The organism is Thalassobacillus hwangdonensis (genome assembly GCF_042675915.1).
Lineage (GTDB): Bacteria > Bacillota > Bacilli > Bacillales > Halobacillaceae > Thalassobacillus_A > Thalassobacillus_A hwangdonensis.
The window spans coordinates 408,095-434,609 of sequence record NZ_JBHTKL010000001.1 but is presented as its reverse complement, the minus strand read 5'-3'; the positions used below and the strand labels follow the sequence as shown (position 1 = coordinate 434,609).

25 protein-coding genes are annotated in these 26,515 nt (G+C 43.6%); 10 read left to right on the top strand and 15 right to left on the bottom strand.

Translation table 11 applies throughout. From position 1 onward, the window contains the following. The first annotated feature begins 152 nt into the window (after positions 1-152). Positions 153-788 (top strand): YktB family protein, encoded by a 636-nt coding sequence (locus ACFQ2J_RS02325; protein WP_386056220.1) that lies wholly within the window; start codon positions 153-155, stop codon positions 786-788. Positions 789-1,060: 272 nt separating this feature from the next. Next, entirely contained in the window at positions 1,061-1,825 is a 765-nt protein-coding gene (locus ACFQ2J_RS02320; protein WP_386056218.1) for a TerC family protein, read from the top strand. A 46-nt stretch (positions 1,826-1,871) separates the two neighbouring features. Here the strand turns inward: ACFQ2J_RS02320 and ACFQ2J_RS02315 are convergent, their stop codons facing one another. After that, positions 1,872-2,150 (bottom strand): UPF0223 family protein, encoded by a 279-nt coding sequence (locus ACFQ2J_RS02315; RefSeq protein ID WP_386056217.1) that lies wholly within the window; start codon positions 2,148-2,150, stop codon positions 1,872-1,874. 4 nt (positions 2,151-2,154) lie between these two features. Next, positions 2,155-3,114 (bottom strand): NAD(P)H-dependent flavin oxidoreductase, encoded by a 960-nt coding sequence (locus tag ACFQ2J_RS02310; protein ID WP_386056215.1) that lies wholly within the window; start codon positions 3,112-3,114, stop codon positions 2,155-2,157. Positions 3,115-3,245: 131 nt separating this feature from the next. On the opposite strand from ACFQ2J_RS02310, the gene ACFQ2J_RS02305 reads away from it, so the two are divergent. Continuing rightward, the gene (locus tag ACFQ2J_RS02305; RefSeq protein WP_386056213.1) at positions 3,246-4,715 is read left to right on the top strand and encodes an aminotransferase class I/II-fold pyridoxal phosphate-dependent enzyme; all 1,470 of its coding nucleotides are present in this window, start codon (positions 3,246-3,248) and stop codon (positions 4,713-4,715) included. Between the two features lie 44 nt (positions 4,716-4,759). Here the strand turns inward: ACFQ2J_RS02305 and ACFQ2J_RS02300 are convergent, their stop codons facing one another. Together ACFQ2J_RS02300 and ACFQ2J_RS02295 are read right to left on the bottom strand one after the other, a co-directional pair. Beyond that, entirely contained in the window at positions 4,760-4,873 is a 114-nt protein-coding gene (locus ACFQ2J_RS02300; RefSeq protein WP_386056211.1) for a GapA-binding peptide SR1P, read from the bottom strand. Between the two features lie 144 nt (positions 4,874-5,017). After that, positions 5,018-5,317: an SAV0927 family protein gene (locus ACFQ2J_RS02295; RefSeq protein ID WP_386056209.1), complete on the bottom strand. Its 300-nt coding sequence runs from the start codon at positions 5,315-5,317 to the stop codon at positions 5,018-5,020. A 110-nt stretch (positions 5,318-5,427) separates the two neighbouring features. Here ACFQ2J_RS02295 and ACFQ2J_RS02290 point away from each other — a divergent pair, with 110 nt between their 5' ends. Next, the gene (locus ACFQ2J_RS02290; protein ID WP_386056207.1) at positions 5,428-5,856 is read left to right on the top strand and encodes a DUF1885 family protein; all 429 of its coding nucleotides are present in this window, start codon (positions 5,428-5,430) and stop codon (positions 5,854-5,856) included. Positions 5,857-5,919: 63 nt separating this feature from the next. Here the strand turns inward: ACFQ2J_RS02290 and ACFQ2J_RS02285 are convergent, their stop codons facing one another. Next, the gene (locus tag ACFQ2J_RS02285; RefSeq protein ID WP_386056205.1) at positions 5,920-6,810 is read right to left on the bottom strand and encodes a polysaccharide deacetylase family protein; all 891 of its coding nucleotides are present in this window, start codon (positions 6,808-6,810) and stop codon (positions 5,920-5,922) included. 146 nt (positions 6,811-6,956) lie between these two features. On the opposite strand from ACFQ2J_RS02285, the gene ACFQ2J_RS02280 reads away from it, so the two are divergent. The 3 genes from ACFQ2J_RS02280 (at position 6,957) to ACFQ2J_RS02270 (ending at position 10,461) form a co-directional block, all read left to right on the top strand. After that, positions 6,957-8,027, top strand: coding sequence for an FUSC family protein (locus ACFQ2J_RS02280; RefSeq protein ID WP_386056203.1), 1,071 nt, complete (start codon positions 6,957-6,959; stop codon positions 8,025-8,027). A gap of 57 nt (positions 8,028-8,084) precedes the next feature. After that, entirely contained in the window at positions 8,085-9,623 is a 1,539-nt protein-coding gene (locus tag ACFQ2J_RS02275) for a glycine betaine uptake BCCT transporter (protein WP_386056201.1), read from the top strand. 472 nt (positions 9,624-10,095) lie between these two features. Beyond that, the gene (locus ACFQ2J_RS02270; protein WP_386056200.1) at positions 10,096-10,461 is read left to right on the top strand and encodes a thioredoxin domain-containing protein; all 366 of its coding nucleotides are present in this window, start codon (positions 10,096-10,098) and stop codon (positions 10,459-10,461) included. A 348-nt stretch (positions 10,462-10,809) separates the two neighbouring features. Here the strand turns inward: ACFQ2J_RS02270 and lpdA are convergent, their stop codons facing one another. The 5 genes from lpdA to ACFQ2J_RS02245 form a co-directional block, all read right to left on the bottom strand. Beyond that, complete coding sequence (gene lpdA / locus ACFQ2J_RS02265; RefSeq protein WP_386056198.1) at positions 10,810-12,216, bottom strand: dihydrolipoyl dehydrogenase; 1,407 nt, start codon at positions 12,214-12,216, stop codon at positions 10,810-10,812. A gap of 3 nt (positions 12,217-12,219) precedes the next feature. Further along, positions 12,220-13,539: a dihydrolipoamide acetyltransferase family protein gene (locus ACFQ2J_RS02260; RefSeq protein WP_386056196.1), complete on the bottom strand. Its 1,320-nt coding sequence runs from the start codon at positions 13,537-13,539 to the stop codon at positions 12,220-12,222. A gap of 28 nt (positions 13,540-13,567) precedes the next feature. Further along, positions 13,568-14,545, bottom strand: a complete 978-nt coding sequence (locus ACFQ2J_RS02255; RefSeq protein WP_386056194.1) for an alpha-ketoacid dehydrogenase subunit beta — start codon at positions 14,543-14,545, stop codon at positions 13,568-13,570. Positions 14,546-14,548: 3 nt separating this feature from the next. After that, positions 14,549-15,580, bottom strand: coding sequence for a pyruvate dehydrogenase (acetyl-transferring) E1 component subunit alpha (gene pdhA, locus ACFQ2J_RS02250; protein WP_386058307.1), 1,032 nt, complete (start codon positions 15,578-15,580; stop codon positions 14,549-14,551). A 486-nt stretch (positions 15,581-16,066) separates the two neighbouring features. Next, entirely contained in the window at positions 16,067-16,822 is a 756-nt protein-coding gene (locus ACFQ2J_RS02245; protein ID WP_386056192.1) for a YkyA family protein, read from the bottom strand. Between the two features lie 193 nt (positions 16,823-17,015). Here ACFQ2J_RS02245 and def point away from each other — a divergent pair, with 193 nt between their 5' ends. Beyond that, positions 17,016-17,570 carry a peptide deformylase gene (def, locus tag ACFQ2J_RS02240; protein WP_386056190.1) on the top strand — a complete coding sequence of 185 codons (555 nt, stop codon included), beginning with the start codon at positions 17,016-17,018 and terminating at the stop codon, positions 17,568-17,570. Between the two features lie 112 nt (positions 17,571-17,682). Here def and ACFQ2J_RS02235 read toward each other — a convergent pair whose 3' ends face one another. After that, the gene (locus ACFQ2J_RS02235) at positions 17,683-18,459 is read right to left on the bottom strand and encodes a Cof-type HAD-IIB family hydrolase (RefSeq protein ID WP_386056188.1); all 777 of its coding nucleotides are present in this window, start codon (positions 18,457-18,459) and stop codon (positions 17,683-17,685) included. Then, positions 18,452-19,342 carry a DMT family transporter gene (locus ACFQ2J_RS02230; RefSeq protein ID WP_386056186.1) on the bottom strand — a complete coding sequence of 297 codons (891 nt, stop codon included), beginning with the start codon at positions 19,340-19,342 and terminating at the stop codon, positions 18,452-18,454. The genes ACFQ2J_RS02235 and ACFQ2J_RS02230 overlap by 8 nt, the downstream gene beginning before the upstream one ends. 415 nt (positions 19,343-19,757) lie before the next feature. Here ACFQ2J_RS02230 and ACFQ2J_RS02225 point away from each other — a divergent pair, with 415 nt between their 5' ends. After that, the gene (locus ACFQ2J_RS02225; protein ID WP_386056184.1) at positions 19,758-19,967 is read left to right on the top strand and encodes a DNA-dependent RNA polymerase subunit epsilon; all 210 of its coding nucleotides are present in this window, start codon (positions 19,758-19,760) and stop codon (positions 19,965-19,967) included. Positions 19,968-19,970: 3 nt separating this feature from the next. After that, a complete protein-coding gene (gene rnjA, locus ACFQ2J_RS02220; protein WP_386056182.1) occupies positions 19,971-21,638 on the top strand; it encodes a ribonuclease J1 in 1,668 nt (555 codons plus the stop codon). 47 nt (positions 21,639-21,685) lie between these two features. On the opposite strand, the gene ACFQ2J_RS02215 is transcribed toward rnjA, so the two are convergent. The 3 genes from ACFQ2J_RS02215 to ACFQ2J_RS02205 all read right to left on the bottom strand — a co-directional run bounded on the left by ACFQ2J_RS02215 (position 21,686) and on the right by ACFQ2J_RS02205 (position 26,512). Continuing rightward, the gene (locus ACFQ2J_RS02215) at positions 21,686-23,407 is read right to left on the bottom strand and encodes a pyruvate oxidase (RefSeq protein WP_386056180.1); all 1,722 of its coding nucleotides are present in this window, start codon (positions 23,405-23,407) and stop codon (positions 21,686-21,688) included. Positions 23,408-23,886: 479 nt separating this feature from the next. Further along, positions 23,887-24,552, bottom strand: a complete 666-nt coding sequence (locus ACFQ2J_RS02210) for a potassium channel family protein (RefSeq protein ID WP_386056178.1) — start codon at positions 24,550-24,552, stop codon at positions 23,887-23,889. 109 nt (positions 24,553-24,661) lie between these two features. After that, a complete protein-coding gene (locus tag ACFQ2J_RS02205; RefSeq protein ID WP_386056176.1) occupies positions 24,662-26,512 on the bottom strand; it encodes an ABC transporter ATP-binding protein in 1,851 nt (616 codons plus the stop codon). Between the last annotated feature and the right edge of the window lie 3 nt (positions 26,513-26,515).

The window sequence follows — 26,515 nt, the reverse complement described above, 5'->3', positions numbered from 1 at the left end:
TTATATGTGACGAAAGAGCAAACAGTTTATGTTTTATTACTAATATTTATCCCTTTTTTATAAAGTTCAAACGCTTTAAACGCATCATTTAGCAGTTTAGAGCACATATGGTACACTTTTATAAGCAACGACGAACAGGAGATGATGAAACGATGAATGAATTCCAGGGCTTTAAGCAGAAAGACTTCGATATCTTCTCTATCCCAGGACTCGAGGAGCGTATGGAAGCTTTGAGAGCGAACCTTTCCCCTAAGCTGGAAGATATCGCAACAGAACTAGCGCCAGATCTTACCGCAATGACAGGCGACGAAATGTTCGTTCACGTAGCGAAGCATGCACGACGTTCAAAAAACCCGCCCAACGATACATGGGCAGCACTCGCAAACAACAAACGAGGCTATAAAAAGCTCCCTCATTTCCAAGTCGGATTATGGGAAACACATGTATTCATTTGGTTTGCTGTCATCTATGAAAGTCCGATAAAACAAGACTATGCAGAAGTCCTTTCCAAACATCAATCGAACATTACCACAAACATACCTGGAAATTTTGTATGGTCGATGGATCATACAAAACCTGACGCCAAGCCTCATGGAGATATGACGGAAGAAGATTTCACCCACATGATCGATCGTCTTAAGAATGTGAAAAAATCAGAATTCCTATGTGGAATTCAAATTGACCGTAATGATGATGTATTGAGAGACAGGGATGCATTCCTGGACCGGTGCAGGCAAACGTTTGAAACACTTAAGCCCCTCTATGAGCTGACCAGAGAGATATCCTGAAGCATACTTGACCAATTTTCAGATCCTTTGGTATAGTCTATATAGTTCAAAGGGGAGTAGCTTTAACAGTAGATGTCGTCATTACAGAATATCATTCGATGTTCTCGGCACTACTGGTGACTTCAATGTTGCTAGCAAGACCTTTACCAGCAAGGGTAAAGGTCTATCTTTTTTTGGGCCTTTTCCATAATGGGAAAGGCCCTGTTTTTATGTGAATACCTATGTTCTTCAAAAGTGATGTAGAAGAACATTCATGGAGAGGAGTGACGGAAATGGAATCCGTCTGGTTGGAATATGGTTGGACATTACTTATTTTAATAGGGTTGGAAGGGCTGCTGTCTGCGGATAATGCACTTGTGTTGGCTGTCATAGCCAAGCACTTGCCTGAAGACCAGAAGAAAAAGGCGATTAACTATGGAATACTTATGGCGTTCCTATTCAGGTTCGGAGCATTGTTTGCGATATCATTCATTGCAAATGTATGGCAGGTCCAAGCGATAGGTGCTGTCTACCTCATCTACTTAGGAGCTAAGAACATCCTCGGTAAAAAAGAGGAAGAATCCGAAGAATCCAATGGAGAAGTTGCTCGTGGAAAAGGTTTTTGGCCGACAGTTGCTAAAATCGGGGCAGCAGATTTGGTTTTTGCGATCGACTCGATTCTTGCTGCTGTAGCATTGGCACTGGCACTTCCAGAATCACCGCTCCCCGCAATCGGAGGAATGGACGGTGGAAAATTCATCGTCGTCGTCATTGCTGGGATTGCTGGGCTTGTCTTAATTAAATTTGCAGCCACTTGGTTCGTCAAGCTGCTTGAAACTCGACCAAGTCTTGAAACGACAGCATATCTGATTGTAGCCTGGGTTGGTGTGAAGCTCGCAGTCATCACACTTTCCCATCCTGAAGTAGGGGTATTGGATTCCCACTTCGCTCATAGTGCAGGGTGGACGATGACATTCTGGTCTGTGCTGCTTTCCATAGCAGTTGGAGGATGGTTCATGTCTGGACGCCACCTTACAAAAGAAGTACACGATAATTGATAAAAAGAGGGACATTCCGTGGAATGTCCCTCTTTTTATATTCTCATCAGTTATTGACGGATATTTTTTGACCTTCCTGTGCTTCCCGTGCTTTCTTCACAGTATGATAACCTGAATAACCTGATTCCTTTTCGAATTTGGCAAGCAATTGCTTTTCCTCACTTTTCGAGGGGACAATTTGCTTGAACCTTGTGTATGCCATTAATAATTCTTCCCGTTTCACGCTCTTTTCATTTGCCTGCTCGACCAGGGAGTAGAAATTGACCACGTCGACAATTTCTTCTTTGGACCATGTTTCCGGATCGATCGGATAATTGTAACTCATAAAATCATTCCTTCCATTTCACGCGGATCTCTTCTGCTTCTTTCAGCATCCGCTTAAACAATTCATCGACGGAGGGGACATCCTTTATTCTTCCTGCAACCTGTCCTGCCCATGCAAATCCTTCATCAGTCTTGCCGTCATGGATATAGCGTTTATTCGCCGTTCCACCGATAAAGGATTTAAGAGAATCGTAACCTCCAGCGTCCTCCTCAAGTGCAATGATACGCTCTGTCCAGCTGTTTTTCAACGCTCTCGCTGGAGCCTTGATGGACCGCTTAATGATGGTCGTGCCCAATTCATCCGCCTCGATCAGGGCATTTTTATAGGATGTATGCGCGTGAACACATTCCTTCGTGGCAATGAACCTTGTTCCCATCTCTATCCCTTCCGCACCTAATGCCAGTGCAGCCATCATACCTCTGCCATCGCCGATGCCACCTGAAGCAATTACAGGTATGTTCACACTATCGACGACTTGTGGTGTAAGGACGAATGTACCGATGTCATCCCGGCCAAGGTGTCCTCCCCCTTCATGACCAACGACCATTACCGCGTCCGCTCCAAGTTCTTCTGCCTTCTCTGCCTGCCTTCGCGCAGCTACAAGTACAAGCTTCCTGATTCCTGTCCCTTCTACCATATCAAGCACAGGCTTCGGATTACCACCAGTCACAGATATGACAGGCACGGAGGCTTCGATTGCAGCCTCAACCATATGTTCGAACGTCCTTCCATGCTGGCCGATTGCAAAATTGACCCCGAACGGACGGTCCGTCATGCTTTTCACTTTATTTATTTCTTCTTTCAATTGTTCCGGGTTCTCCAAACTCATCGCTGTGACCTGACCAAGCCCACCTGCATTCGAGACTGCAGCAGCAAGCTCAGCGTATGCCAGGTGGGCAAGGCCACCCTGGATGATGGGATATGTAATACCTAATAACTCAGTAACCCTCGTTTCCCATTTCATTGACTACCTCCCCTTTCCACTTCATTTTATCATGAATTATCAGAATGTTTTAACAGGTGGTCACATCGCGTTCCATCTGCTATAATTCTTGTGTTTTATGATATTTGTTAAAAAATGAAGAGGTGTAAAGATTGTCCCAAGACAAAACGCCATTATTTACTGGACTGATGGAACACGCTGGGAGAAATCCAGTCCAATTTCATATTCCAGGACATAAAAAAGGAAAAGGCATGGACGATGGATTCAGGCAATTCATCGGAGAGAATGCATTATCGATCGACCTCATCAATATCGGCCCTCTGGATGATCTGCATCATCCACATGGAATGATCAAAGAGGCACAGGATCTAGCTGCTCAAGCTTTCGGAGCGGATTATACATTCTTCTCCGTCCAAGGTACAAGTGGTGCGATTATGACGATGGTCATGAGCGTTTGTGGCCCAGGAGATAAAATCATCGTGCCCCGAAATGTTCACAAGTCCGTTACTTCTGCTATCGTCTTCTCAGGTGCGACTCCGATTTTTGTTCATCCTGAATTGGATGATCAACTCGGAATCTCTCATGGTATCACTCCAGAGGCTGTAGAGAGAGCATTAGATGTTCACCCTGATGCGAAAGCGGTGCTGGTGATCAACCCGACATATTTCGGGGTGTCCGCAGATTTAAAGAAAATCGTTTCGATTGCACATCAGTACGACGTACCAGTACTGGTTGATGAAGCACACGGTGTCCATATCCATTTCCACGAGGACCTCCCTTTATCTGCAATGCAGGCTGGTGCTGACTTAGCTGCAACGAGTGTCCATAAATTGGGAGGGTCACTGACCCAAAGCTCGGTGTTGAACCTTAGAGAAGGACTTGTCTCTCATGAACGAGTGCAGACAGTACTATCGATGTTGACAACGACTTCAACCTCTTATATTCTGCTCGCATCGCTTGACGCTGCAAGAAAACAGCTCGCGTTGAACGGGAAAGAGATCATTTCGAAAACGATAGAGCTGGCAGAGAATACTAGGAAACGGGTCAAGGCGATTCCAAAGCTTGATTGTATAGGAGAAGAAATTCTGGGAAGTCCTGCAACATATGATTACGATCCGACTAAGCTGATCATACCAGTAAAAACATTGGGCATCTCAGGTTATGATGCAGAAGTGTGGCTAAGAAAGCATTATAATATCGAGGTGGAACTTTCCGATCTATATAACATACTGTGCATCATAACGCCGGGTGATACACATCAAGAAACGGACATACTTGTAGAAGCACTTACAGAAATGTCCAAGTGCTTCAGCAAATCAACGGCTGCACCTGCAGTTCGTGTCAACGTTCCTGAAATTCCATTGCTTGCACTGTCACCACGAGATGCTTTTTACTCGGAAACAGAAGTCGTACCGATCAATGAATCAGTCGGCAGGGTCAGTGCAGAGTTCATCATGGTCTACCCTCCAGGAATTCCTATATTCTTGCCTGGTGAAATCATCACACAGGAGAACTTGGATTATATTGCAGAAAACCTTGAAGCTGGTCTTCCGGTCCAAGGTACCGAAGATGAAACGATCCAGACAATCCGTGTCATCAATGAGCGACGTGCATTCAAATAAAAAAACCTCCGATTGATACTGAATCAATCGGAGGTTTTTTGATCTTATTTATTATCTTTCGTATGGCAAGATGGACAAGTACTGTAGAGAGTTGATACCTTCTCATCATCATAATGTTCAATTACGCCTTGGCAGTCCTGACAAATTATTGTACCCATCAAATCCTCCCTCTCCTTTTTAAATGTAATCGCTTTCAAACTTTGACTTCATTTTAATATGTCACATTGAAAAAATCAACCCTAAATAGTATATCATATTAAAAATTATATGTTATACATAGGAAATCAGTGTCTCTTTTCTGATTACTCATACGATTCTTCCAGCATTTGAGAGAGCGGAACCACTCCTTCAAGAAATGAGGCTACCTCGATCGTTTCAGTGAGTGTTCTTAGGTGGAATTTCTTTTGCAGGTAGTCAAGATCATCGATATCAGAGCTGTCCAGCAATGCCGAATGTCCGGTTTGCATACAAATGACAAGTGGCTTTCCGAAAAACTGATCCGAATACACGATACCAAAATCATACCTTCCCTCGTTGACAGCGAAACCGACGAAGCGTACTTTCGCATCTTCCGTTACATCATACAAATCATAGCTTTCCATTTTACTATACCTCCCGCTTTCTTTTTTCAGAAAATTCCTCCAACTACTCTTGGATTAGGCTAGGCTTCATGCTAGGATAGAAAGAAATGGATAAGTTGGGAGTGCGGTCCATGGGACAGAGCGCGTATGTCTATTTAGTACCGGAAAGTAATCACGAGGAGCTTTCTCTTCAGAACGTCCACGAACTACTTCTATACTACAGAGATATTACAGCTAAGACAGGGGAGCAGCTTGGATGGAATTATGCTGACCATTCGTTTCCTTACACATGGAAAGACATCAGCGATGAACATGGTGAATATACGATTCTGTCAGGAACCAATAAGGAATACAATAAGCTATTGATCGGAGTAGGTAAAACGGAAAAAAATGACGGAGAAATGACTGCTTACATCCAAATCACACTGACGGAAGCATCGACACACGGAGATAAAAGCAAAGGCAATGAGCTGGCGAAGTTCCTTGCTAAAAAGCTGGAGGCCAAACTTCAATTGTTCAACGGTAGGATTATGTATTATTATAAGCGCAAACTTGCATAAATAGAATTTTTTTGCACATAGACAAGGAGGAGGTTCAACAAAAGAACCTCCTCCCTTTTTAACTTATGGTGTTATAATTTTTTCAGGATCAAGCATTTCGTAACCTTTGTCTCTCAATCCGGTAACGATATCACTGAGCGCTGCTGCTGTCCATTCTCTATCATGCATTAACAGGTTAGCCCCTGGCTTCAACAAAGAATAAGGAACATCCACTTCAGGACCTTCACCGGTAACCATTGCCTGTGTCAGTTTGTCTGCATCCATATAGGGTTTGAAATAATCATAACCGTACGTCCAATTCATCAGCAGCATACCTTCTTCCTTAACGAGTTGCTTGGCGAAGTCAGTATTGACACCGTGTGGAGCACGGAAGAATTTTGGTCGTTCACCAATGACCTCTTCAATCAGATCACTAAGTGCAATGATTTCATCTCTTTGTGTTTCTTCAGGAACATCGTCTAATTTCTGGTGGCTATACGTGTGGTTTCCGATGGCAAATCCCATATCATGTATTTCTTTGAGCATAGCCTTTTCTTCTTCTGTATCAAGAAAATGACCATTCACAAAGAATATTGCGGGCGCACCCAGTTCTTTAAGTGTCTTAGCCATTTCGACACTATAGGTATCCGGTGCATCATCAATCGTCAAAAGAACGACCTGGGAGTTGTATTCATCTGACACAGGTTCCAGCGTCCAATTTGCTTCATTCAATTCATACACAGCCTCTACAACTGCTTCTTCCTCAGCTAGTTCCTCCGAGTCTTCTTCTGCATCGGCAGGTTGAACATCCTCGTCAGATTCTTCATCTTTCTCTGTTCCTTCTTGTTCCTGATCAGCCTGCTGTTCTGTCGCTTTTGGCTCATCCTTCTCTTCACTCTGTGCCGTTGGTTGTACTTCTTCGCTGCATGCACTGAGCAAAAGTACGAAAATGACCATAAGCATCCATTTTTTCATATTTGACCCTCTTTCTTCTATGTATTTCTATCTCCAATAGTTCTATTATAAAAGAAATTGACAAATTTTCACTATGGTTGAGCGATATTTTATACTATAATTAAAAATTGTGTCTTAATAACTATATTCAAGTCAGGTGATGACCAATGCTACAAAAACTTCAAAGGTTCCAATTATTCGGCAGCCGAACTCTCAAAACAGGTATCGCTGTTTTTCTTACTGCACTTATATGTGGCTTTTTCAACTTGCCTGTCATTTTTGCTGTCATTACTGCTATCGTAACGATCGAACATACAGCGGCTGATTCGCTGAAAAAAGCGATGGTGCGTTTCCCAGCTTCCGCTATCGGTGCTCTTCTTGCCACCTCGTTCTATGGCGTTTTCGGAAAAGGTGCTATCACGTTTGCACTGGCGGCCATGCTCACGATTGCAATCTGTCACAAATTAAAGCTTGATGACGGGATTCTAGTAGCGACCATTACTGCCGTTGCGATGATTCCAGACTTTCAGGATCATTATTTTGTTTCGTTTTTCTCAAGATTGGGTACTACATCTATTGGTATAGTCATTTCGACATTGGTCAACTTTTTTCTGCTTCCTCCCAATTATTTACCGGATATCCAAAAAAACATCCAAACACTTTTCAACCGAGCGGCTGTGTTGATGGAAATGGTATCGGATAGCTTTTGCAAGGAAGATAAACGAAGCAAACGTATGACCCAGCGCCAATATAATCAAATAACAGTTCTACTAGAACGTACTTATCAGCTGTCCCAATTCCAACGGGAGGAATGGAAATACCATAAGCATTCCAATGAAGAAATGCGGGTGTACCAATTTGCTCAGAAGCAATTGAGTGCATTACAACAGATCGCCTACCATCTTGGTAATATGCAATATACCACTTTTGGAGGAGACGACTTTTCAGAGAGGGAAAAACTTATACTCGAAAGAATGATTAGGTCATTTGTGGAAATATTAAAAGAACCAGCCCATGGCATTCCAGAATCTCATTTCCAACTTGTGAAGGAACTGGATCAAATGTTCTGGCGTTGGAAGGAAGAACACGTGGAACAACAATCAAGATTCAGGCACCATCTGCCCCCACAAACTGTCCTGATTTACGAACTTTTATGCCTGCATGACGTGATTGAGGAATTGCAAGAGCTTGCGAGTTCGAGGCATGCAGTAATCCTTAACCCTTCTGCAGACAAGTAACCATCATACACAGCCCGCATCGAAAGGATGTACAAAAACCAGGAAAGGATGATTGAAATGAAGCAAGTCACGAAAGTGTTCTACATTTCGGCAGCAATTGCACTCCTATTCATCATATGGGGAACCATTTCCGCAGATACGCTGCCTACGTGGAACCTAACCAATGTTACAGACAAAATCCAAGGATTCCTTACCGAAAAATTCGGTTGGTTCTATCTGCTATCTGCTACAGGATTCCTAGTATTCGCGATTTTCCTGATCTTTTCGAAGTTCGGAAACATCAAACTCGGTAAACCCGATGAGGAGCCAGAATATCCATACATCACATGGTTTGCGATGTTATTCAGCGCCGGTATGGGTATCGGACTTGTTTTCTGGGGTGCGGCTGAGCCACTATCCCATTTCCATGCGCCACCATACGGTGAACCAATGACAGATGAAACGGCAAAGGTCGCTATGCGTTACAGCTTCTTCCACTGGGGCTTCCACCCATGGGCAATTTATGCAGTACTTGCGTTGGCACTTGCTTATTACAAGTTCCGTAAGAATGCCCCTGGAGTGATCAGTGCTGCACTGACACCACTTATTGGCGAACAACGTGTAAAAGGTCCAATAGGAATTACGGTTGATGTAATTGCAGTATTCGCTACAATTTTCGGGGTTGCGACCTCACTTGGTCTCGGAGCACTACAGATTTCAGCCGGGCTCGCTTATCTGTTCCCTGGTCTGGAAGATACCTTTACATTGCAATTATCCATCATTGTAATCGTAACTGTTTTGTTCATGATTTCTGCGATGACAGGATTGAACAAAGGGATTAAATACTTGAGTAATACGAATATCGTTTTGGCGATCAGCCTTATGGTATTCCTGTTATTCGCTGGTCCTACGAATTTCATCATGGATTTCTTTACAACGTCATTTGGATCTTACATTCAAAATCTGCCTCAAATGAGTTTCCGTCTGACCCCGTTTTCTGAAGAAAACAGTTCCTGGGTCAATGGATGGACAATCTTCTACTGGGCTTGGTGGATCTCCTGGGCTCCATTCGTAGGAACCTTCATCGCCCGTGTATCAAGAGGTAGAACGATCCGCGAATTCATCCTGGGCGTATTGCTTGTACCGACCATTTTCGGTGCCCTATGGTTCTCTGTCTTTGGTGGAACAGCGATTTCCCTTGAATTCTTTGATGGACATGACATCCAATCCGTAGTGAGTGATATGGGTTCTGAAGTGGCTTTGTTCGCGATGCTTGAATATATTCCATTCGGAATGGTCATTTCCATTATCGGACTGTTGTTAATCAGTACCTTCTTTGTCACTTCTGCAGACTCTGCAACGTTTGTATTGGGAATGCAGACGACAGGAGGCAGCCTAAACCCTAAGAATCAAGTTAAATTCACATGGGGAGTCATCCAGGCTGGTGCAGCTGCCGTATTGTTATGGCAAGGTGGCTTGACTGCTTTGCAGACAGCAGCCATTATCGCAGCATTCCCATTCACATTCATCATGATCATGATCTGCTTCTCTTTACTGAAATCCTTTAAAGAAGAAGCGAAAAAGATCAACTTGAAGAAAAAAAGAGAAAACGAGTAATTCTCAAAGAAAGCACGTAATAAACGATAAAGATGACCCGAACAATATTAATTGTTCGGGTTTTTTGTTTGAATTCATTTTTTCTCTCACCCGATTGTTGAAGTGAAGAGCACTTTCCCACTCAAGATGAGGACTGCAGCAATGCATGAGTGACAGATCCCTGCCGTAATCCTTTTATTATACCTTTTTGTAATCCATGTGCTTGTATATGCCCACACCACAAAAAGGATCCAGTGATAAATCGGATGATCCTTGTGCGAGTAATGGAGAGCCAGTATATAGATACTCCACCATATGAGCAGAAGCTGATACATCGCCCAGTTTTTCACTCTCCTCCCCCCTTTTCTACAGAATTATGACATAGTTGAACATATCCGTTTCATTTTCTTGTCAATTGAATAACATCCAATAAGAGCTACAAAACCTTTGTTAGACTGTATACATCGATAATGGAGAAAGAGAGTGGATTCTTATGGCGAAAATCATCCTTCCAATACTATCGATCGCTATCCTCCTCACTGCCTGCCTGCCCGGCCACGAGAAGGTCAATATAATCACATTCCAGCCTGATGATCTGGAAGTTCACCTCTATTCGGAAATGGAAGAGAAAGAATCAGAACAAGCTTACTTAGATGCTTTACTTGATATGAAACAAAAACTGTCCGACAAAGAAATACAGTTCGTCCAAAAAACGATCAGTAAAAAGAATGTACAGGCTGATGTAAAACAATTCCCTACTCTAATTATATTTAAGGATGGGAAGAGAATTACATCGATTTCAGGTCACACCGATAAAAATCAAATCGTGGATCAATTATTGACCACCATTCAAAAATAAAAGGCTAAGCTCACCCTCATTGCTTTTTTATCAGGTTTTGGAAACATCGATAAACAGTTTTTCCAACCAACGTGCTTGTAACCTGGACTTCATTTTTGAAGCTCACGTCATAAAGGCAAGGAGCGTTCACACACGGAGGCAGGCGGGGGAACTGCGAGACTCCCGTGGGAGAAGGGCCTAGGCGAGACCCCACAGGGAGTGAAACGACCGAGGAGGCTCGCCAGCTCCCCCACAGGAAAGCGAGTAGTTTCCCCGCCGCCCTTTCCACTAGTTCGGCAATGAGGGTTTACTGAAGAAGCAAATAAAAAAGCCATTCCGCAATGCGGAATGGCTTTTTCTATCGTTCTATTATTTGATGTGGATTGGAGTACCAAGAGCTACTTCTGCAGCTTCCATAGAGATTTCTCCCAATGTAGGGTGCGCATGGATTGTCAATGCCAAATCTTCAGCAGTCATGCCTGCTTCGATCGCTAAACCAAGTTCAGCAATCATGTCGCTGGCATTTGCACCTGCAATCTGAGCACCGATGACAAGTCCATCATCTTTGCGAGTGACAAGTTTAACGAAACCGTCTGTCTCGTTCAAGGACAATGCACGGCCATTCGCTGCGAATGGGAATTTGGATGCATTCACTTCATATCCTGCATCTTTAGCCTCTGCTTCTGTGTAACCAACGGAAGCTAGTTCAGGATCAGAGAATACAACAGCTGGAATTCCAAGGTAGTCGATTTCGGATTTTTCCCCTGCGATCACTTCTGCAGCAATCTTACCTTCGTAAGATGCTTTGTGCGCAAGTGGTGGACCATCAACGATGTCACCGATAGCGAAAATGTTATCGACGCTTGTACGGCACTGCTTATCAATCTTGATGATACCTTTATCCGTCATTTCTACACCGACCTGCTCAAGTCCAAGTTCGTCAGTGTTTGGACGACGTCCTACAGTAACTAGAAGGTAATCAGCTTCGATTGTCTTCTCTTCGCCTTTCACTTCATACTTAACTTTCACGCCATCTTCGGTTTCTTCAACACCTTGTGCCATTGCGTTCGTGATGACTTCTACACCTTTTTTCTTCAGGCGCTTTTTAACAAGCTGCGTCATCTGCTTTTCGAAGCCGCCAAGGATGTCTTTCGTTCCTTCAAGAATGGTTACTTCTGTATCGAAGTTGGCATATGCAGTACCTAGCTCAGTACCGATATAACCTCCACCGATGACAACCATTTTCTTAGGAATTTCTTTAAGTCCAAGCGCGCCAGTAGAGTCAAGTACACGATCAGAGTACTTGAAGTTAGGCAATTCGATCGGACGGGAACCTGTCGCAATGATACAATTCTTGAACGTGTATGTCTGAGAATTTTTATCATCCATGATACGGACAGTGTTCTTGTCTACGAAATAGACTTCGCCTTTGACGATGTCTACTTTGTTGCCCTTAAGCAGACCTTCTACACCGCCTGTAAGCTTGTCCACGACTTTCCCTTTCCATTCCTGGACCTTGGAAAAGTCAACAGACGTATTTTCGGAAGCGATCCCCATGTCTTCTGCACCTTTTGCATGTTCATAGCGGTGACCTGCTTGAATCAACGCTTTGGACGGGACACAACCGACATTCAAACATACGCCACCAAGAGCACCTTTATCTGCAATCGTGACTTTTTGACCTGTCTGAGCAGCACGGATGGCAGCTACATAGCCGCCAGGACCCGCACCAACTACTAATGTGTCTAGTTCAATTGGAAAATCTCCTACTACCATACTTTACGCCTCCATCATAATTAGTTGTGGATCGTTCAGTAAACGCTTGATGTGGTTCATTGCGTGCTGAGCTGTAGCACCGTCGATGATACGGTGGTCAAAGCTTAGAGAAATCGCAAGAACTGGAGCTACTACTACTTCACCATCACGTACAACTGCTTTATCAGCAATACGACCGATACCTAGAATAGCTACTTCTGGATGGTTGATTACCGGTGTGAACCACTGTCCACCAGCAGAGCCGATGTTCGTGATCGTAGTAGATGCGCCTTTCATTTCTTCAGATGATAGTTTACCGTCACGAGCTTTTACAGCAAGTTCATTGATTTCACTGGAAATCGAGAAGATTGACTTACGGTCTGCATCTCTCACTACAGGTACAAGCAATCCTTTGTCTGTGTCTGCCGCAATACCAATATTATAATAGTGTTTCTGAATAATTTCATCAGTATTATCATCTACAGAAGTATTCAATACCGGATACTTCTTGATTGTGGACACCAATGCTTTAACGACATAAGGAAGATATGTCAGTTTGATGTCCTGTTCAGCAGCGACAGCTTTGAACTTTTTACGATGTGCAACAAGCTCGGACACATCCACCTCGTCCATTAGTGTAACATGAGGTGCTGTGTGCTTGGAATTAACCATCGCTTTGGCAATCGCTTTACGGATTCCGCTCATCTTCTCGCGAGTTTCAGGATACTGTCCTTCAAGCTTCGGCTCTTGTTTCGTTTCTGCAGATGCTGCTTTCTGATCGGCAGCTTCTTCTTTAGCTGTATCTTCAGATGCAGTCTGTCCACCGTTCATGTAAGCTTCGACATCTTCTTTCGTAATACGGCCGTTCTTACCGGAGCCTTTCACTTTACGGATGTTCACATCATTATCACGAGCGAACTTACGGACTGAAGGCATTGCGATGACACGTGAATCATCATCTGCTTCTTCTTCCTGTCCGGAATCCTGTTCACTTGCAGCTTCTTTCTTCTCTTCTGCTGCAGGCTCTTCAGACTTGCTTTCTTCTTTTTTCTCTTCTTTTGGTTCTTCTTTAGGTTCATCCGATGAACTGTCGTCAGATTCATAACCTTCCGCATCGATGGTAATGATCGTTTCACCTACAGTAGTAACTGTTCCTTCTTCGACAAGGACGTCCTTTACTGTACCTTCGACTGGAGATGGAATTTCAACAACGGCTTTGTCGTTTTGAACTTCACATAACACGTCGTCTTCATTGATTTCATCGCCTGGTTTAACAAACCATTTGACGATTTCGCCTTCGTGGATACCTTCTCCGATATCCGGTAGTTTGAATTCGAAAGCCACGAATATTACCTCCCATTTATAGGTTCAATTAAAAGTTCATTACTTTGTTGACTTTTTCTACGATGTCGTTGTAGTTTGGCAGCCAAACTTCTTCTGCTTGAGAGAAAGAATATACTGTATCAGGTGCTGCTACACGTAGAACAGGTGCCTCCAAGTGAAGGATCGCTTTTTCCTGAATTTCAGAAACGATATTGGCAGCTACCCCTGCTTGACGCTGTGCTTCCTGGACGACTACAGCACGGTTCGTCTTCTTCACGGATTCAAGTACTGTTTCGTAATCGATCGGGCTCACTGTGCGCAAGTCGATTACTTCTGCTTCGATTCCGTCTTTTTCAAGTTCTTCTGCAGCTTTCAGTGAAGAGTGCACCATCGCACCGTATGCGACCAATGTTACGTCTTTACCTTCACGTTTCACTTCAGCTTTACCAAGTTCAATCGTGTACTCTTCTTCAGGTACTTCGCCACGGAAAGAACGGTAAAGTTTCATGTGCTCAAGGAAAATGACTGGATCGTTGTCACGGATAGACTGGATCAAAAGACCTTTCGCATCATATGGAGTGGAAGGGATGACTACTTTCAGACCAGGCTGTTGGGCCATGAGACCTTCTAGGCTGTCTGCGTGCAATTCCGGCGTGTGAACACCACCACCGAATGGTGACCGTACTGTGATCGGCATCGGACGTGTACCACCTGAGCGGTAACGGTAACGTGCCATTTGACCGCTGATTGCATCCATCACTTCATAAACGAAGCCAAAGAATTGAATCTCTGGCACAGGACGGAAACCTTGCAGAGCAAGTCCGATTGACATACCACCGATTCCGGATTCAGCTAGTGGAGTATCAAAGACGCGATCTTCGCCGAATTCTTTTTGAAGGCCTTCAGTCGCACGGAATACTCCGCCGTTTTGACCGACGTCTTCACCGAATACCAGCACGTCTTCATCATTTTTCAATTCTGTGCGCATTGCATCAGTGATTGCTTGGATCATTGTCATTTGTGCCATGATTTATTTCGACTCCTTTTCTTTGTATTCTTCCATTTGCTCCTGAAGATTGGATGGAAGTTCTTCATACATATTGGAGATAAGGTCAGTGACCTTCTGTTTTGGTTGTTCATCTGCTTTTTTGATAGCAGCTTTCACTTCTTCTTTCGCCTGTTCGATCACTTTGTTTTCTTCCTCTTCAGACCAAAGCCCTTTGTTCTCTAGGAACTTACGGAAGCGGACGATCGGATCTTTCTGTTCCCACTCATTATCCATATCTTCAGTACGGTAACGTGTCGGGTCATCCCCTGCCATCGTATGTGGACCATAACGGTACGTCATCGTCTCGATTAATGTAGGACCTTCGCCGTTGATCGCACGTTCACGCGCTTCTTTTGTTACTGCGTACACAGCAAGCACGTCCATACCGTCTACCTGGATACCTTCGATACCAGCTGCCACAGCCTTCTGTGCGATTGTCTGCGCTGCTGACTGTTTTTCAACTGGAACGGAAATAGCGAATCGGTTGTTCTGTACTACGAATACAGCTTGTGCACCGAATGCACCAGCAAAGTTGATACCTTCGTAGAAGTCACCCTGAGACGCACCGCCGTCTCCTGTATAAGTAATTGCAATCGCTTCTTTACCACGCTTTTTAAGACCAAGACCTACACCAGCAGCCTGAGTAATCTGTGCACCGATGATGATCTGTGGACTTACAGCATTGACCCCTTCAGGGAACTGATTGCCATGGAAGTGTCCACGGGAGAATAGGAAAGCCTGATATAGTGGCAATCCGTGCCAAATCAATTGTGGAACATCACGGTAACCTGGCAGGATGAAGTCATCTTTCTCCAATGCGAATTGGCTCCCTAGCTGGGACGCTTCCTGTCCTGCTGTCGGAGCATAGAAACCAAGACGTCCTTGACGGTTAAGTGCAATGGAGCGTTGGTCCAAGATTCGTGTGTACACCATACGACGCATGATTTCTTTCAAATCGTCGTCTGATAGATCAGGCATGGCGTCTTCGTTTACGATTTCGCCTTCCTCGTTCATGATTTGAAACGTTTCGAACTGATTTTCGATATTTTCTAGAGTTCGTTTCAAAGTGAGTCACCTCTTCCTTTCTTCTCACAAAATTTGGTTGCTTATTGTAGCATTCCCTAAAGCTCAAAAATTCTGTACCCAGTTTGCTCTTATTCTTTTACCCGTTAGGGTCTGTCATTAACCTTCATGTCATACACAGTTAAATCTGTTACATTATAAAAACAAATCTTAATGGTACAATTTTTGTTCTGATAGTAGTGTAGCCTATACTAACATTAGTCGTCAAACAGTTTATTCCTTATAGAACAAAATATTAATGATAAAGACAGCTCCATCAATTAAGATGATACAGATAGCGAAAACCATCTGTCCATCAATCTGTTTCACTGGGTGAACACTTCTGTTACATCTCTTTATTCGACAAATAGAGAAAAAATAAAAAACCACCCGAAATGGGTGGTTTTCTGAAATGATCCTTGGCAAGGTAATTCCTGATCATTCCTCAGTATCTTTTTCTGTATCGTTACTGTCCTGATCTTCTTGATTATCTTGATTTTCTTCAGCTGAACCGTTCTCTTTACCTTCCTGCTCTTCATACTCTACATCAAGACCAGCAGCTTCATAGAACTCTTTCTTCAGCGTGTTGTACTCTTCAGTTAGGGTATTGAAGCTCTGGTTCGCTTCAATCACCTTCTTATAACTCTCATTGACTTTATCAATTTGTTCCCGTAACTCTTCTTCCTTCAGCTCTTCATTTTGCAACATTTCATACAGTTCCTTGTCATATGCTACCGCTTCTTTATAGACATCATAGAGATTCTGGTAGGCATCGTACCTCTGTTGCATTTTCTCGTCCAAAGCTTTTGCTTTTTCCTTCGCGTCAGCTTTTTCTTCATCAATATCTTCAATCAATTCGTCAATCTTATCGAACTCTTCTTTAGCTGCATCAATGCTCTCTTTTTCAAGTTCAAGCTTTTCCAAACGCTGATCAGCTAGGGTTGATGCTTCCTTGGAAAGCTCTTGGATCTTATCAAACTCTTCCATACTCAAGTTGATGATTTCATTATAGAGTTCCTGTTCTTTCTGTTCCAATTCAACAATTGGCTGCTGCTGTTCACGGAAAGCATCCTCAAGCGTCACCGCTTTCTCAAGATGTTCATATATCTGCTCTTCTGCAGACGGTCCGTCACTGCAAGCCGCAAGCAGAACGAAAAGTATTGCGATCGGTGCGAAAATTTTTCTGAATTGCACGGGATTTCCTCCTTAAGCTACTGGTGTTCTGTGTACTGGACAACGTAGTTTCAATAGTATAATAAATGATATTAAATTGGAAGTGTCTTTTTCATACTATTTCCATAACTGGACAAGTATTCATTAAATCGTTCATTATGCATATAGTATGTTAAACTTAGAGTTGATGTATAACGAGAAAGGGTGTTCACGCTTGATTACTATGGATGATATTGTTCGTGAAGGTCATCCCGTATTGCGGGAAGTTGCTAAAGAAGTAGAACTTCCACCTTCCGATGAAGATAAGAAAACCTTAAACGAAATGCTGCAATATTTGAAAAACAGTCAGGACGATGAAATATGCAGTCGCTACGAGCTTCGTCCGGGAGTCGGACTTGCTGCTCCTCAAATCGGGTTGACGAAACGTATGCTCGCAGTCCACTTCACCGACTTCGATGATAAGCTATACAGTTACGGGCTTTTCAATCCGAAAATCGTCAGTCACTCCGTTGAACAGAGTTATCTTACAAGTGGGGAAGGCTGTCTGTCTGTTGATCGTGAAGTACCAGGGTATGTTCCTAGGTATGCAAGAATTACGATCAAAGCGACGGATCTTGAAGGGAAGCTGATCAAGCTTCGTTTAAGAGGATTTGCAGCAATCGTATTCCAACATGAAATCGATCATTTGAATGGAGTAATGTTTTACGATCACATCGATCCAGACAATCCATTCAAGGAACCTGAGAATGCAAAACCCGTCGATCGTTGATAAAAGAAAACCAAAGAGACCCGAACAAATTCAAAAGAATATGTTCGGGTCTCCTTTTTTTGTTGCAAGTCTCACCATCACTACACTTTAATAGTGGACTTTTTTCAGTTCTTCAATCGAGCAGGCCAACTTCGTGGATGGCCTTTACGAGGCCACGTTCTGCTACGTCATCTGTTACATAGTCCGCAAGTGCTTTTACCTCTGGAGCGGCATTTCCCATTGCTACACCAGTGCCTGCTTCCTGAAGCATTTCCTTATCATTCAAACCGTCTCCGAATGCATAGGAATCTTCTATCCTTAGACCTGCTGCCTCCACCATCTTCTTGATTCCTTCCGCTTTGGAACCTCCTCCCGGCAGTACATCACAGGAGTATTGGTGCCATCGGATGAAGTCGAACCCTTCATGGTCAGCCCGGTACGTTTCGATTTCGTCCCCTTCACAAAATAGCAGGGACTGATAGATCTTACCCTTCTCGAAAAATGCTTCATCTTTGTCCGGATGATCGAAATATAGACTTCCAAGACTCTCATTTATGAACGGATGATCGTCAGTAGAAGCCTTCATCTCTTCATGATTCATGAATACCATCGGATGTCCGGTACGTGCTGCCTCTTTGTACAAAGCTTCAAGCTTTTCTTTTTCAAGCGGATTTTCGTAGATGACCTCCCCTTCGAATACAACGTACTGTCCGTTGAAACTGATGAACGAATCGATACCAAGCTTTTCCCGGATCGGTTCGAACATGAACGGCGCACGACCAGTCGCAATTGCACAGTACACCCCTTTTTCCTGTAATTGCTTAATCGTATCAATTGTTTCCTGTGACAGTTTCTTGTCATGATCGAGCAAAGTACCGTCTATATCAAAAAATGCGATTTTTTTATGCATGGCCTTTTTCCTCCTGCTTTTTCTTGTAGGTCGACATATACACACCGATCAGTACGAGCACAAGACCGATGAACATATGCTTCGTGATGATTTCATCCAGGAACAGGACTCCCCACAGCATTGCTGTAATTGGTACCAGGTAAGTGACAGTTGAGGCAAATTCCGCACTTCCTCGTTGAATAAGAAAATAGAAGATCAGAATCGCAATACCTGATCCGAAGCTGCCTAACCCGATGATTGACGCTAATGTTTCCACATCCGCCAACTTCGTCAGATGCAACGGTCCATTAAACATCGCAAGCATAACTGCGAAGCATGCTGCAAAGGATAGGGATACAGCCGCCATCACAATTGGCGGTATATGAGTGAGGTGTTTCTTAACATATTGAGAGCTGTATCCATAACAGATTGCTGCGCCGATCATCGTTCCGATACCGATGAAGTCTCCATTGACAAAATCCTGTCCTTGAATTCCGGATAATAAGAACATACCAAAGAATCCGACCCCGATTCCAGCCCACTGCCTCCCTTTCAACACACGATGAAAGAAAAGAAATCCGATGATACTAGTGAAGATCGGGGTTGTAGCATTGAGAATCGAAGCTAAACTTGAACTGATCACTGTTTCACTTAGTGCAATCAGTCCCCAAGGAAGTGTGTTGTTCAATAAGCCTACCGCCATGATCTTGAACCAAGGCAATTCGTTCCACTTCACCGGTCTTTTCTTAACCAGCAAAATGATCCAAAGGGTAAGTGCACCAAACAAGCACCTCCAGAATACAACTTCCCAGAACCCCATTTCGGATACAAGTACTTTTATGAATACGAAGGACGTTCCCCATATCAAAGACAGCATGATCAAACCAGTGTAAAGCTTCCCCAATTTCCCCATCTCCATCTGATGAAATCCGCATGATTCATCCACTTTAGCATGAGTTGAACTCGAATAGAAGGGGAAACTACCCACATAAAATTTCACTTCAACTTGTCGTTCTTGTTTCATTTAAAGAAAAACAGTATTATACTAAAGATAACAGGGATTGGTCGGTGAGACGTTTTTGATTGTTTTCTTCATCTTGAAAGGAGATGGAAGCAATGCTCAAGAGTTTACGAAGAAAGCTCAGAAAACGTTGGAAAGATTTCATGAAGCGGAAAACGTTGGCTTGACGTTGCAGTTGTCTGGAAATGTTGGACAGATTCCATCAATATAATCATTACCATCCATGGATAAAACGTGCTATGATTAATGCTAGGACAAGAATGTGGAAATTAATAGTAGTTAAGGAGAGATACAGCAAATGATATTTAAAGTTCTATATCAGGAACTGCCGAGAGAAGTTCCTGTGCGCGAACGTACGAAAGCGTTGTACGTTGAAGCAGAAACAGAGAGAAAAGTACGTGAAAAGCTCTCCGATCGAGGCATCAACATCGAATATATTCAAGTGATGGATGAGGAACACTTGAATTATGAACAGCAGTCCGAAAACTTCGAAGTGGAGAATGCGTAAATTATGAAATTCGTAAAAAACGACCAGACAGCAGTCTTTGCACTAGGTGGACTAGGTGAAATCGGGAAAAACACATATGCAGTACAGTTCCAGGATGAAATCATCCTTATCGATGCAGGGATCAAATTCCCTGAAGACGAACTTCTTGGAATCGACTACGTAATTCCCGACTATACTTACCTTGTGCAAAACCAAGATAAAATCAAAGGTTTATTCATTACGCACGGACATGAAGATCACATTGGTGGAATTCCTTATCTGTTACGCGAAATCAATGTGCCAATCTATGCTGGAAAATTAGCGATCGGACTCCTCACAAACAAATTGGAAGAACATGGACTTCTAAGAACTGCAAAACTGAATACGATTCAGGAAGATGATGTCATCAAGTTCCGTAAAACAGCAGTTTCCTTCTTCCGGACAACACACAGTATTCCGGATGCATTCGGAGTCGTAGTAAAAACACCACCAGGAAACATTGTTCACACAGGTGACTTCAAATTCGATTTCACTCCTGTGGGTGAACCTGCCGACTTGGCCAAGATGGCAGAAATCGGATCTGAAGGTGTCTTAGCATTATTATCAGATAGCACAAACAGTGAAGTTCCAGGATTCACGAAATCCGAGCGCGTTGTCGGACAAAGCATCCAGGATATTTTCAGCCGTGTGGATGGCAGGCTGATTTTCGCTACATTCGCATCCAACATCTATCGACTGCAGCAGGTAGTCGAAGCTGCTGTGAAGTTCAACCGTAAAGTAGCTGTGTTCGGACGTAGTATGGAAAACAACATTAAAATCGGACAGGAATTGGGTTATATCCACGCACCGAAAGGCACATTCATTGATGCACACCAGATCAATAAGATGCCTGCTCATGAAGTGGTCATCCTATGTACAGGTTCTCAAGGGGAACCTATGGCTGCCTTATCACGGATTGCGAATGGTACCCATCGCCAAATCCAGATCATTCCTGGAGATACAGTCGTATTCTCATCTTCACCAATCCCTGGTAATACGATCAGTGTTTCAAGAACGATCAACAAGTTGTATCGTGCCGGAGCAGATGTCATTCATGGATCATTGAGTGATATCCACACTTCCGGACACGGAAGCCAGGATGAAATGAAGTTGATGCTTCGTTTGATCCGTCCGAAATACTTCATGCCGATCCATGGTGAGTACCGTATGCTTAAAGAGCATACGAAGCTTGCACAGGATTGTGATATCGATCCTAGTAACTGTTTCGTCATGGACAACGGAGACGTACTTGCGCTTGGTAATGATAATGCATCGATTGCTGGTAAGATCCCTTCTGGTTCCGTCTATGTCGACGGTAGCGGAATCGGTGATATCGGAAATATCGTATTGCGCGACAGACGTATCCTTTCTGAGGAAGGGCTCGTGATCGTTGTCGTCAGCATCAATATGAAGGAATTCAAGATCGCTTCAGGTCCAGACATCATTTCACGCGGATTTGTCTACATGCGTGAATCCGAAGACTTGATCAAAGAAGCACAGAAGCTTGTTTCTTCACACGTTGAAAAGATCATGGAGCGCCGTACGACCCAATGGTCCGAAATCAAGAATGAAATTACGGATACCATTGCTCCATTCCTATTCGAAAAAACAAAACGACGTCCAATGATCCTTCCGATCATCATGGAAGTATAAGCACCATAAATAAGCCCCTCACACTATGTGAGGGGCTTATTACTTGCTCAAAACAGACGATCTATCGACTTTTTCATGTCCGGTAGATCCATGGTTCCTGACTCGAAAAATTCCTTTATCAAATATTTGCTGAAATTGACTGCCTGTCCATACGTGATTTTACCCGGTAATGGTGGTTGTTCCTCAATCACCACGTCGATAACGGACGGTTTATCAGATAGGAATGCTTGTTTCAGACTCGTTTCCAAATCTTCAATATTCTCTACACGATACCCTTCTCCGCCACAGGATTCCGCAAATTTGGCAAAGTCCATTTCCCCTAACTCCACTGCATAATCCAGATGACCCATTTGCTCTTGTTCATATTTAATCATACCAATCTTGCTATTGTTCAACACAATCATATTGATTGGCAGCTGATACTTCACTGCTGTGACGAAATCCTGCATGACCATGGAAAATCCACCATCTCCACAGATGCCGATCACCTGTCGATCGGGATAGGCAATCTGACTGGCAATTGCTCCTGGTAACCCACTGCCCATCGTTGCAAGCCAGCCCGATATGATCATCTTTTGTCGGACCAGGTGCAGGAAACGCGTCATCCACACGGTAACATTACCTACATCACAGGATATGATGGCATCATCATCCATCGCCTTCTCCAATTGACACATCACCTGCGGGCCATGGAGCGGATAGGCATCTTTTCTTTTTTCCTGTTGAACCGCTACTCTCCACTCTTCCATCAAACCTTGATGCTTTTTCAAATATTGATTGTCCGAACGACCAGTGAAATGATTCACTAAGTAATCAAGTGTACGTCCCGCATCTCCAGGCAACCCTGTCTCGACAGGATAATATTTGCCGATATTCTCCGGCTTATAATCAATTTGGATTGCAGGTACATCATCCGGAAGAAAATCACGGTATGGGAACTGTGTCCCAATCAAAATCAGCAAATCCGTATCTTTCATCGCTTTATATGCGGGTTTCGTACCGATTTGACCAAGCTGCCCTAGACAAAGTGGATGATTGTCAGGAATGATTCCTTTTGCCTGCAGGCTGAGAATGATTGGTGCATTGATATGTTCTGCAAAAGACACTAGCTCTTGCTGTGCTTTCCCTGCCCCTTTTCCAGCCAGAATCAGCGGTTTCTCCGAAGATTCCATCATCTGCATCGCCTTTTTCAGTGCTTGCTCTGATGGAAGTATTTCTGGAACATAGTTTCCAAGTGCCGTAAGAGCAGGTGCACCATTCTGCTTCACAGCAAACAAATCATCCGGGACGATCAGTACTGCTACACCTTTCTTTACGTATGCCTCCCTTATCGCCTGGTTAAGCAGATCTGGAAGCTGTTGAGCGGTTTCTGCACGCTTATTGAAGACAGCTACGTCATCAAACATTCGTTCCAAGTTGATTTCCTGGAACCCTCCTGTCCCGACTTGTTCACTGTTTACTTGCCCTACGATGGCAAGCACAGGCGCATTATCAGCTTTCGCATCATATAAGCCGTTGAGAAGATGTACAGCACCTGGCCCTGCAATCGAAAGGCAGACGCCGAGTTTACCCGTCAGCTTTGCATAACTTGCTGCTGCAAGTGCTCCCACTTCTTCATGTCGCACTTGAATGAAAGATAGATCTTCCTTTCTTTTTCGAAGGTCATCAATGAATTCATTGATTGAATCCCCGGGCATGCCATAAAGATGATCCACCCCCCACTCCATCAGCATTTCAGTAAGTACTTCACCTGTTCGTTTTTCAAGCATCCATTCCCATCCTTTCTCCTCTGTATCTTCTTATCTATATCCTAAAAACAAGAAATAAAAACAATGCTCTGGTGAACGTTGTTATTGATTTTTCACGATTATGAGATATTCAGAGGTCGTTAGGGAATAGACGGATAGGGCGGCGGGGAAACTACTCGCTTTCCTGTGGGGGAGCTGGCGAGCCTCCTCGGTCGTTTTACTCCCTGTGGGGTCTCGCCTAGGCCCTTCTCCCACGGGAGTCTCGCAGTTTCCCCCGCCACCCTGAGTGTGTTTGGTGATCGACCCTGCCCCTGCAAAATTTTTAAAAAACAGATCAAGGTAATGAACAAGTTACTTAGGTTAAAGAACTGGAAATCGATGTTTCCGTAGCCTGACAAAATCAAAATGGTCCGCGAAATCAATAAGGATATTTAACAGAGCTTAAACAAAAAAGCAGACCGTTTGTGGTCTGCTTGGAATATTATGTGGAAGAATGCGTTTCAGTCTTCGACTACGAGATTTTTTTCGAATCTGGATATATCTTTATCTGCACCGATGACGATCAGAATATCATTATCCTGAATTTGTTCGGTAGCCATTGGGGATACAATGACATCTTTGCCCCGTTTGATCGCCACGACGTTACAGCCGTAATGAGCACGGATGTCAAGATCGACTAATGTACGGCCACTCATTTTATCTCCAGCCTTTACCTCGACTACACTATGGTCATCTGAAAGCTCGATATAGTCCAATATATTGTTGGAAATGATATTGTGCGCAATTCTTTTCCCCATGTCACGCTCAGGGTGGACGACATCATCTGCCCCGATTTTACTCAATACTTTCTCATGGTAATCATTCTGAGCTTTGACGGTGATCTTTTTGATGCCCAGTTCCTTCAGCATCAGTGTCGTCAGAATACTAGCCTGAATGTTGTCACCGATTGCAACGATGACATGATCGATATTACGTACTCCTAACTCACGGAGGATCCGTTCATCTGTACTATCCGCAATCACCGCGTGGGAGGCGATATCCTTAAACTCATTCACTTTATCTTCATCCAGATCAATTGCAAGTACTTCCATCCCCTCACGGCTCAACTCACGGCAAATACTACCTCCGAATCGGCCAAGTCCGATGACTGCAAATTCCTTTTTCATCACAAGTCCTCCATTACCTACTAAGATAGGATTATTTTATCACAAAGTGTTGGTGAATGTTATATCCGAGCAAATAAAACCCAGCCACTATAATGCGGCTGGGTTTTGATCAAATTGCATCGAGCATTTGGAATTGTGTTTTGACTAAGTCGAAGTATTCTCCCTGTTGTTCCATCAGCTCATCGTGATTACCCTGCTCAAGGATCCTGCCATTTTCCAGAACGAAAATATGGTCCGCTTCCCGGATGGTAGACAAGCGGTGTGCAATGATGATTGCCGTCCTTCCTTTAAGCAGTCTCTTAAGCGCGTGCTGTATCTTCATTTCTGTTTCTGTATCGATGCTAGCTGTCGCCTCATCCAAAATGAGGATTCTAGGGTCCGCAAGCAGGGCACGTGCAAAGGATAGTAATTGTCGTTCCCCTGCAGAGAGCACATTACCTCTCTCTTCCACTTCGGTCTGATACCCTTCCGATAATCGCTGAATGAAATCGTCAGCCCCTACGACTTTAGCAGCCTCCATCACTTCCTCATCGGATGCATCAGGTCTTCCAAATCGGATGTTTTCCATGATTGTACCGGAGAAGATGAAGGTATCCTGTAAGACGACACTGATTTGCTGACGTATACTGTCTATCTTCACATCCCTCAGATCATGACCATCGATCTTGACTGCACCTTTGGTAGGATCATAGAAACGGCTGATCAGATTGGCGATCGTCGTTTTACCGGATCCTGTATGACCGACCAGTGCTACCGTCTGCCCTTGCTTCATCTCAAGGTTGATATCATGGAGTGCGATCCTCTTCTCATCATACGCGAACTGCACATGATCGAATTCGATATGACCCTTGATCGAATCAAGCTTCTTCGCATTTTTCTTTTCGTCTACATTCGGTTCTTCATCCAGGAATTCAAAGATTCTTTCCGATGCAGCCATTGCCATCAATAGCTGATTGTACATCTGGCCTAATCGTGAAATCGGCTCCCAGAACATTCCGAGGAAAAAGGCAAAAGATACAAAGGTACCAACCTCTATTCCACCATTGGATGGACCCTGGATAATTAGGATCGCACCATAGGAAATAAGGATCGCTGTTCCGATTGCATTACTCATTTCTACAAAAGGACGAAACATGGCACTTTTTTTCGTTGCGTTACGCCATGACTCATAGTTATCAGTGTTTACCCCATCAAAAAACGCAGTGTTTTCTTTTTCCTGCGAAAAAGATTGCGTAATTCTGATTCCCTGGATACTTTCATTCAAGTGGGAATTAAGACGGGATTGCTGAATACGGACATCCTGCCATGAACGGCGGATACTCCTTCTAAGCTTCGTAGAAATGTAGAACATGATTGGCAGGATGACCATGATTGCTAGTGCCAATTTAGGACTTAAGACAAACAGGATGATGATGATACCGAGTAACGTCACGATATCCATAAGCAGATTGATGATTCCGTTTGTGAAAAGTTCCTGTAATGAATTGATATCATTCATGATTCTCACCAGAATGGACCCTGCGGATCTCGAATCAAAGAAACGATGGGACAAGCGCTGGACGTGAGAGAATAAATGCTTACGCAAATCATAGATGACATTTTGTCCTAGTATATTCACCCATTTGATTCTAAAAACATTTCCAACATAACTAAACAAGTAAAGCAGTCCAATACCTACGACCAATTGAATCAGTAAGGGGACATCCTTGTTTTCTAAAGCGATATCGATTGCAACTTTACCAATTAGAATTGGCACAGCCAGCCGAACAAGTGTAGAAATCAACATTGCGATGATTGCAGCCGGAAGAAGTCTTTTTGAATATGGCTTCAAGTATTGAAGCATACGTGCCATCTGTTCCCAGTTAAAAGGTTTTTCAATTGCCTGATCTACTGTATAGTGAAAGCGGTTCAAATGCTTATTCGTTTCCTTTTGCTTTCCTTTTCTATTGTTACGGACCATACT

What these genes read in the sequence shown, in the direction of transcription:
- ACFQ2J_RS02315 (WP_386056217.1), bottom strand. Translation starts at nt 2,150, where the DNA reads ATGAGTTACAATTATCCGATCGATCCGGAAACATGGTCCAAAGAAGAA.
- ACFQ2J_RS02210 (WP_386056178.1), bottom strand. Translation starts at nt 24,552, where the DNA reads ATGAAAAAGGAATTTGCAGTCATCGGACTTGGCCGATTCGGAGGTAGT.
- ACFQ2J_RS02275 (WP_386056201.1), top strand. Translation starts at nt 8,085, where the DNA reads ATGAAGCAAGTCACGAAAGTGTTCTACATTTCGGCAGCAATTGCACTC.
- ACFQ2J_RS02310 (WP_386056215.1), bottom strand. Translation starts at nt 3,114, where the DNA reads ATGAAATGGGAAACGAGGGTTACTGAGTTATTAGGTATTACATATCCC.
- ACFQ2J_RS02205 (WP_386056176.1), bottom strand. Translation starts at nt 26,512, where the DNA reads ATGGTCCGTAACAATAGAAAAGGAAAGCAAAAGGAAACGAATAAGCAT.
- ACFQ2J_RS02270 (WP_386056200.1), top strand. Translation starts at nt 10,096, where the DNA reads ATGGCGAAAATCATCCTTCCAATACTATCGATCGCTATCCTCCTCACT.
- ACFQ2J_RS02295 (WP_386056209.1), bottom strand. Translation starts at nt 5,317, where the DNA reads ATGGAAAGCTATGATTTGTATGATGTAACGGAAGATGCGAAAGTACGC.
- ACFQ2J_RS02325 (WP_386056220.1), top strand. Translation starts at nt 153, where the DNA reads ATGAATGAATTCCAGGGCTTTAAGCAGAAAGACTTCGATATCTTCTCT.
- lpdA (WP_386056198.1), bottom strand. Translation starts at nt 12,216, where the DNA reads ATGGTAGTAGGAGATTTTCCAATTGAACTAGACACATTAGTAGTTGGT.
- ACFQ2J_RS02225 (WP_386056184.1), top strand. Translation starts at nt 19,758, where the DNA reads ATGATATTTAAAGTTCTATATCAGGAACTGCCGAGAGAAGTTCCTGTG.
- ACFQ2J_RS02285 (WP_386056205.1), bottom strand. Translation starts at nt 6,810, where the DNA reads ATGAAAAAATGGATGCTTATGGTCATTTTCGTACTTTTGCTCAGTGCA.
- ACFQ2J_RS02255 (WP_386056194.1), bottom strand. Translation starts at nt 14,545, where the DNA reads ATGGCACAAATGACAATGATCCAAGCAATCACTGATGCAATGCGCACA.
- ACFQ2J_RS02300 (WP_386056211.1), bottom strand. Translation starts at nt 4,873, where the DNA reads ATGGGTACAATAATTTGTCAGGACTGCCAAGGCGTAATTGAACATTAT.
- ACFQ2J_RS02235 (WP_386056188.1), bottom strand. Translation starts at nt 18,459, where the DNA reads ATGCATAAAAAAATCGCATTTTTTGATATAGACGGTACTTTGCTCGAT.
- ACFQ2J_RS02290 (WP_386056207.1), top strand. Translation starts at nt 5,428, where the DNA reads ATGGGACAGAGCGCGTATGTCTATTTAGTACCGGAAAGTAATCACGAG.
- pdhA (WP_386058307.1), bottom strand. Translation starts at nt 15,580, where the DNA reads ATGAACGAGGAAGGCGAAATCGTAAACGAAGACGCCATGCCTGATCTA.
- ACFQ2J_RS02320 (WP_386056218.1), top strand. Translation starts at nt 1,061, where the DNA reads ATGGAATCCGTCTGGTTGGAATATGGTTGGACATTACTTATTTTAATA.
- ACFQ2J_RS02215 (WP_386056180.1), bottom strand. Translation starts at nt 23,407, where the DNA reads ATGCTTGAAAAACGAACAGGTGAAGTACTTACTGAAATGCTGATGGAG.
- rnjA (WP_386056182.1), top strand. Translation starts at nt 19,971, where the DNA reads ATGAAATTCGTAAAAAACGACCAGACAGCAGTCTTTGCACTAGGTGGA.
- ACFQ2J_RS02280 (WP_386056203.1), top strand. Translation starts at nt 6,957, where the DNA reads ATGCTACAAAAACTTCAAAGGTTCCAATTATTCGGCAGCCGAACTCTC.